Source organism: Nocardioides sp., from assembly GCF_030150155.1.
Lineage (GTDB): Bacteria > Actinomycetota > Actinomycetes > Propionibacteriales > Nocardioidaceae > Nocardioides.
Map to the genome: position 1 here is coordinate 1 of NZ_JASLGR010000008.1, position 7,016 is coordinate 7,016.

Sequence of the window (7,016 nt, forward strand, 5' to 3'; positions counted from 1 at the left end):
GCTGGCTCCAAGTTCCCGAACAAGGACACCGCTCGACCAGACACCGGGCCCGCGGACGACCACTCAGAAGTCAGGGATCACCACGTGTCCCGGTCGGACGTTCGGCCCGCCCGCGGACCCACTCAAAGGCTAAATGTCGGTGCTGGCGTCTAGGTTGAGGTCATGGAAGCGGTGGCGAGAGGAACGAGCGAGACCCGGGCAGCACACCTGCTCCGGCTCGTTCGCGACGACCGCCTGTACGCCGAGGAGATCGAGGCCGCGGCGATGCTCAACGCCCAGCGCTGGCTCCGCGAGGTCACCCGCGCCGACGCCGACGTGCCCACGGCTGCCCCGGGTCCGGTCCCGCCGACCTGGGACACCGAATGGCTCGGCACCCTCGCCGTGGGCGGTGACGGCGCCCCGGCTGTCGCCGACGCCGACATCGCGGAGTTCGCCGGCGCCGTGCGAATGAGCAACACCGCGGCACGCCGCTACCTCGCCGACGCATCCGACCTGCTGTGGCGGCTGCCCCGCGTCGCCGAGGCATTGCGCACCGGACGGATCCCTGTCTGGAAGGCACGCCAGGTCACCGCTGCCACCCACGGCCTGTGTGCCGATGCCGCTCGCCACGTGGACGCGGCCCTCGCCCCACAAATGGCATCGGCCGGGCCCACGATGATCCAACGGATGGTGCTGGAGGCCGAGGCGCGGTTCGATCCTGCCGCCGCCGAGGCACGCGCCATCGCCGCCGCCGAGAGTCGCAAGGTCGACGCGTTCCCCTCCGCGCGGGCCGACGGCACCGTGGACGTCGTCGCCACCCTCGACCACGGCGATGCCGAGGATCTGGAGGCAGCCATCGCCCTGGTCGCGGCGGAGCTCGCCGCGAGCGAGCAGCATGCCGAGGCCCCGCTCGATGTCCGCCGTTCCCAGGCTCTCGGGGTGATCGCCCGGCGCCAGCTCTCGGGATGGACCGGCACAGCCGATGAGACCACCAGCCGGGTGCTCCACACCTACGTCCATCTGCGGCCTGGCGGCCCACTCGCGCGAGTCGAGAAGGCGGACACCCTGCTCCCGATCCGCACGGTCGCCGCGTGGTGCACGAAGGCGGGCACCCAGGTCGTCATCACCCCGGTCCTCGACCTCACCACCACCCTCACCCGTGATGGCTACGTCCCCTCCGCCCCGATGCGGGAACAGGCCATCGTCGGCAACGAGACCTGCGTGCATCCGTACTGCACGAGACCGGCCCGCACGGCCGATCTGGACCACATCAGGCCCTACGACAAAGACGGACCGCCCGGTCAGACCACCAGCACCAACCTCGCCCCGCTCTGCCGCCTCCACCACCGGCTCAAGACGCACGCCGGATGGCGGTACCGCCCCCTGGATCCGGGCTACTTCCTCTGGCGATCACCCGGCGGACAACGTCACCTCAGGACGCCGACAGGGACGATCAGCCTCGACGGAGCAGGGCCATGAACATCGCGTCGGTCCCGTGCCGGTGCGGCCACAGCTGCACCGTGCCCGCCAGCGGACCCTCGGCGTCCGGAACCGAACCCACCAGAGCGCCGATCGGCTCCAGGGTGACGTCCTCGCGCGAGGTCAGCACCGAGTCGACGACGTGCTTCGTCTCAGCGATCACCGGACTGCAGGTCGCGTAGAGCACCACTCCCCCAGGCCGGACCAGGTCCAGGGCGTGGTCGAGCAGCGCGATCTGCAGCGGCACCAGCTCGTCGATGTCCTTCTGGGTGCGGCGCCAGCGCGACTCGGGCCGGCGGCGCAGCGCGCCCAGGCCCGAGCACGGCGCATCGACCAGCACCCGGTCGAAGCTCCCCGAGCGGTACGGCGGCCGGGTCCCGTCTCCGGCGACGACCCCGACCACGCCGTCGGCGCCCCGCAGGTTCTTCGCCACCAGGCCCGCACGGTGCGGCTGTGCCTCGTTGGCCACCAGCGCCGCCCCCCGCTCGGCGGCCAGCGCCGCCAGCAGGGCCGACTTGCCACCCGGACCGGCACACAGGTCGAGCCAGCGCTCGTCGCGGCCCGCCAGCGGCGCCTCGGCAGTGGCGATCGCGACCAGCTGGGAGCCCTCGTCCTGCACCCCCGCGCGTCCCTCGGCCACGGCCGGGATCGCACCGGGCTGCCCGCCCTCGGAGACCACGCCGTAGGGCGAGTACGCCGTCGAGGCGCCTGGCAGCTCGTCAGGCACGGAGCGTCCGGGCCGCGCGACGAGGACGACGCCGGGAGCGACGTTGTCGGCAGCGAGCAGCGCACCGATCTGCTCAGTCCCGACCGCCTCGGTCAGCCGGTCCACCACCCAGCGCGGATGGGAGAACTCGACCACGTCGCGGGCCCGGCCCGGCGTCGGGGCGAGCTCGTCGACCCACTCGGGCAGCGACCGGGCAGCGACCTTGCGCAGCACGGCGTTGCTGAAGGAGCCCGCACCAGGACCGACCTTGGACTTCACCAGCTCGACGGTGGTGCTGATCGCAGCATGATCGGGCACCCGCATCGAGAGCAGCTGGTGGGTGCCGAGCCGAAGCGCGTCGAGCACCTTGGCCTCCACCTTGGCCAGCGGCCGGTCCAGGCAGGCGGCGATGACGGCGTCGTAGGTGCCCTGCTGGCGCAGCGTGCCGGAGGCGAGCTCGGTCGCGAAAGCGGCGTCGCGCCCTGCCACCTCGTGCTTGGCCAGGGCGTGCGGCAGCACCAGGTTGGCGTAGGCCTGATCGACACGGACCGCCTTGAGCACGTCGAAGGCCGCCAGCCGGGCGGGGTCGACGCGCGGGCGGTTCGGGGGGCGGTTGCCCTGACGGCGGGTCGGGCGGCGGCGCTCAGCCATCGAACTCCTTGAGTAGTCGTGTCGGCGCGACAGTGCGCCAGGCGTCGGTGATCACCTCACGCAGCTCGGCGAGGGTGATCTCGCCCAGCCGGGAGGTCTGCACCAGGACGGCGTTGTAGCCGTTGAAGTGGTCGATCGTGAAGAACGGTCCCTCGGAGGCCACCAGGGCGACCTTGTCGGCCTCGGTCGGCACCCGGACCACGAGCAGGTCGTCGTACTCCAGGCCGGTGGTCGGGTCGATCGCAGTGCGATGCGGCGCCCGGTGGAGGACGAAGCCCTTGCCCTTGGCGCCGGCGGGCACCTTGTAGGTCGGGCGGTCTCCCCAGCTCACCCCGAGCTCGACCTCGGGCAGTGCCCGGCACAGGGCGTCGACGTCGGCCGGCGTCGCCGGTCTGGTCGACTCCCCCGCGCCGCTCATGCCTCGAACGTCGTCCCAGGATCGAGATGTACGCCGCGCGCCCAGTCAGCGGCGGCCATCTCCTTCTTGCCGAAGGCCTTCACCGTGCCGAGTCGGACAGCCGTCGAGCCGGTGCCGACCAGCACCTCGTTCTTCCGGATCTCCAGCTCCCCGGGGGCGAGGGTCTCCTCGGTGATCGTGACCGGGCCGACCTTGAACCGCTCCCCGGCCAGCAGCGTCCACGCACCCGGCGCCGGCGTACAGGCGCGGATGCGACGGTCGACACCGACGGCGGGCTCGGTCCAGGAGATCCGGGCGTCCTCGACACTGATCTTCGGCGCCAGGCTGATCCCGTCCACGGGCTGCTCGCGGGCCTCGATCTCGCCCAGCTCGATCCCGTCGAGGGTCGCGACCAGCAGCTGCGCGCCGCCCTCGGCGAGTCGTCCGAGCAGGTCCCCGGCGGTGTCGGTCGGGCGGACCCGCTCCGTCATCACCCCGAAGGTCGGCCCGGCGTCGAGCTCGCGCACGATCCTGAACGTGGTGGCGCCGGTGAACTCGTCACCGGCCCAGATCGCGTGCTGCACGGGGGCGGCACCGCGCCAGTGCGGCAGCAACGAGAAGTGCAGGTTGATCCAGCCGTGGGTGGGGATGTCCAGGGCGCTCTGCGGGAGCAGCGCGCCGTAGGCGACCACCGGGCAGGCGTCGGGCTCCAACGCCGCCAGCGCGGCCTGGAACTCCGGGTCGCGGGGGTGCTCGGGCTTGAGCACCGTGATGCCGAGCTCCTCGGCACGCTGGGCGACCGGGCTGGCGACCAGCTTCAGGCCCCGTCCCGAGGGTGCGTCGGGCCGCGTCACGACGGCGACGACCTCGTGCGGTGAGGCGAGCAGCGCCTCCAGAGAGGGCAGCGCCACCTCGGGGGTGCCGGCGAAGACGACCCGCATCAGAAACCGAACCCGTTCGTCGAGTGCGGGCTGACCTTGATCTGCGGCTTCTCCAAGCCGAACCACTCCGACTCGCGGATCTCCTTCATCGCGGCCTTGCGTGCCGCGGTGTCGAGCTTGTCGATGAAGAGGATGCCGTCGAGGTGGTCGGTCTCGTGCTGGATCGCGCGGGCGAGCAGCTCGGAGCCCTCGATCGTGACGGGCTCGCCGAACTGGTTGAAGCCGCGCGCGACCACCGACAGCGCACGCCGGCAGTCGTAGGTCAGGCCGGGCAGCGAGAGGCAGCCCTCGTCGCCGTCCTGGGTCTCCTCGGACAAGGTGAGGTTCGGGTTGATCAGGTGGCCCACCTCGCCGTCGACGTACCAGGTGAAGACTCGGAGGCCGACCCCGATCTGCGGTGCGGCCAGGCCCGCGCCGGGCGCGTCCATCATGGTGTCGGTGAGGTCGGCGACGAGGGTGCGCAGCTCACGATCGAAGTCGACGACCTCGAGGGCGGGGCGGCGCAGCACGGGGTCGCCGAAGAGTCGGATGGGCTGGATGGCCATGCCCTAAGGCTAGAGGGTCAGCGGGTCCAGCTGGATTCGGACCGGGTCCAGGCGACGGACCGCCCTGACCCTCGCCAGCTCCGACAGCGCCCGGCCGAGCTCCTCACCCGCCGTCGCCGGAGCCCGTACGACGGCACGCCACTGCTCTCCCTCCTCGACCGGCCCGAGCACCTCGGCCCCGGCCGGCAGCGCGAGCACGGTCAGCGCGTCGTCGATCGCCCCGATCGTGCCGGTCAGGGTGGCAAGTCGGGCGGCCGGCGGCAGGTGGGCGGCGGCACGGTCGGCGAGCTCGCGGTCGAGGTAGCCCGGCTGGTCCCAGCGCACCAGCGCCTGCACCACCGGGTGGGCGGGCTCCCCGATCACCATGCCGTGTCCGCCCGGGCCGGCCAGGGCCAGGGCGTTGGAGAAGCGCCGCAGGGCCTCCTCGTCCGAACGCAGCCCGGGCCAGCCGAGCGCGAGCCAGGTGTCGAGCAGCAGCACGGCGCCGTAGCCGCCCGCCATCACCGGCTCGGCTCCCGGCGTCGCGACCACGATCGTGCGTCCGGCCGCCACCTCGGGCAGGATCCGGCCACCGCTGGAGGAGACCACCCTGACTCCGGGGAAGGCACGCCCGAGCTCCTCGGCGGTGCGGGCCTCCCCCACCACCGGTGCCCGCAGGCCGAAGCCCTGGCACACGGGGCACTGCCATGCCTCCACCTGCCGACCGCACCAGCCGCAGGCCAGCGGCTCGGCAGGGCCGCCCTGGGTGAGTGGCCCGGTGCAGGCCTGGCAGCGTGCCGGCGTCCGGCAGGTGTCGCAGGCCAGTGCCGCGGCGTAGCCCCGGCGGGCGACTTGCACCAGCACCCCGGCACCGGCTGCCGTGGTGCGACGGATCAGGTCGTGCGCCTCCGTGGGCAGCCGGGTGGCGCGCGCCAGCGGGTCACGCTCCAGGGAGATGTCGCTGGCACCCGGAACGGTCACGGTGAGCCGGGAGCGGGCCAGGGTGCGGGTCGGGGCGATCTCGTGGGCCCAGCCGTTGCCGACCAGCACGCGAGCCTCGGCCGAGGGCGCGAACCCGCCGATCAGGCAGGCCGCCGACTCGATCTCGGCGCGCAGCCGTGCCACCTCACGCACGTGCGGGTAGGGCGTGCGGGGCTCGGCGAGCAGGGCGTCGCCGTCGTCCCAGACCGCCACCAGGCCGAGGTCGGTGACCGGAGCCCAGATCGCCGCCCGGGTGCCGATCGCCACCTGCACCGCCCCGCGCCGCAGCGCCAGGAAGGAGCCGTAGCGCGCAGCGGGTCCCTGGTCGGCGCTGAGCTGGACGTGCTGGCGGGGGCCGAGCACCACGTCGAGGGCGGCACTGAGCCGGGCGAGGTCCTTGTGCTCGGGCACGCAGACCACCGCGCCCTTGCCCGCGGCGCGGGTCAGCGCGACGGCGTGGGCGAGCAGGTCGGCCCAGTCCGTGCCCGGGGCGGCGTGCCACACCGCGCGGGGCGCTCCCCCGCCGGCGAGGTGGCGCAGGTAGGCCGGTGCGGGCTCGTGGCCGGCCCAGGCCCGCAGCGCGGCGGCGGGGTCGCTCGGCGGCAGTGCCGGTGCGGGCGCTGAGACCAGCCGTTCCGTGGCCGCATGCCGCGGCGGGATGGCCAGCCGCAGCAGGTCGGTGCGGGTGCCGGCGTACCGACGGGCGACGGCGGCGACCAGCTCGGCGATCGGGCCGCTGAGCACCGGCTCGGTGCCGACCACACGGCGCAACGGGGTGAGCCGTCCGACGTGGTCGGACGAGTCCGAGCGCGCGACCAGATAGCCGTCGACGTCCTGGCTGCCGAACTTGGCCTTGATCCGCACGCCCGGCTGCGCCGCCTCGGCCAGTGCGACCGGGACGGAGTAGTCGAAGATCTTGTCCAGGTGGGCGCCGGGCAGATCGAGCAGCACGTGCGCGATCGGCAGCGTGTCGGTGATCTCGGCCTCGGCCGCCTTGCGCGCCTTGGTGGCCTGGGCCTTGCGCGCGCCCTCCTTGACCAAATCACGAACGAGCCCGGGCAGCTCCAGCGCCTCGGGCTCGTTCATGTGAGCTGTTCTATCAGGCAGCGCCGACAGCCGCCTTCAGCGCGTCGGCCCGGTCGGTCCGCTCCCAGGTGAACTCGGGGAGCTCGCGGCCGAAGTGACCGTACGCCGCGGTCTTGGCGTAGATCGGACGCAACAGGTCCAGGTCGCGGATGATCGCGGCCGGACGCAGGTCGAAGACCGAGAGCACGGCAGCCTGGATCTTCTCCACCGCGACGGTCTCGGTGCCGAAGGTCTCGACGAAGACGCCGACGGGCTGGGCCTTGCCGATCGCG

At 73.1% G+C, this 7,016-nt stretch carries 7 protein-coding genes; 1 reads left to right on the plus strand and 6 read right to left on the minus strand.

Going from position 1 to position 7,016, the window contains the following annotated elements; genetic code table 11:
• The first annotated feature begins 162 nt into the window (after positions 1–162).
• Entirely contained in the window at positions 163–1,458 is a 1,296-nt protein-coding gene (locus Q1V88_RS01690; RefSeq protein WP_300677056.1) for an HNH endonuclease signature motif containing protein, read from the plus strand.
• Here Q1V88_RS01690 and Q1V88_RS01695 read toward each other — a convergent pair.
• From Q1V88_RS01695 to Q1V88_RS01720, 6 genes are all read right to left on the minus strand, one after another.
• Positions 1,433–2,815, minus strand: coding sequence for a transcription antitermination factor NusB (locus tag Q1V88_RS01695; RefSeq protein WP_300677059.1), 1,383 nt, complete (start codon positions 2,813–2,815; stop codon positions 1,433–1,435). The two genes, Q1V88_RS01690 and Q1V88_RS01695, sit on opposite strands and share 26 nt — an antisense overlap.
• A complete protein-coding gene (locus tag Q1V88_RS01700; protein WP_300677062.1) occupies positions 2,808–3,233 on the minus strand; it encodes an MmcQ/YjbR family DNA-binding protein in 426 nt (141 codons plus the stop codon). Before Q1V88_RS01700 ends, Q1V88_RS01695 begins: the two co-directional genes overlap by 8 nt.
• Complete coding sequence (fmt, locus tag Q1V88_RS01705; RefSeq protein WP_300677064.1) at positions 3,230–4,153, minus strand: methionyl-tRNA formyltransferase; 924 nt, start codon at positions 4,151–4,153, stop codon at positions 3,230–3,232. The genes Q1V88_RS01700 and fmt overlap by 4 nt, the downstream gene beginning before the upstream one ends.
• The gene (gene def / locus Q1V88_RS01710; protein ID WP_300677065.1) at positions 4,153–4,698 is read right to left on the minus strand and encodes a peptide deformylase; all 546 of its coding nucleotides are present in this window, start codon (positions 4,696–4,698) and stop codon (positions 4,153–4,155) included. The genes fmt and def overlap by 1 nt, the downstream gene beginning before the upstream one ends.
• Positions 4,699–4,707: 9 nt before the next feature.
• Positions 4,708–6,744: a primosomal protein N' gene (locus tag Q1V88_RS01715; RefSeq protein WP_300677066.1), complete on the minus strand. Its 2,037-nt coding sequence runs from the start codon at positions 6,742–6,744 to the stop codon at positions 4,708–4,710.
• A gap of 13 nt (positions 6,745–6,757) precedes the next feature.
• Positions 6,758–7,016 (minus strand): methionine adenosyltransferase domain-containing protein (locus tag Q1V88_RS01720; RefSeq protein WP_300677068.1); only part of this gene is annotated, 259 nt, incomplete at its 5' end.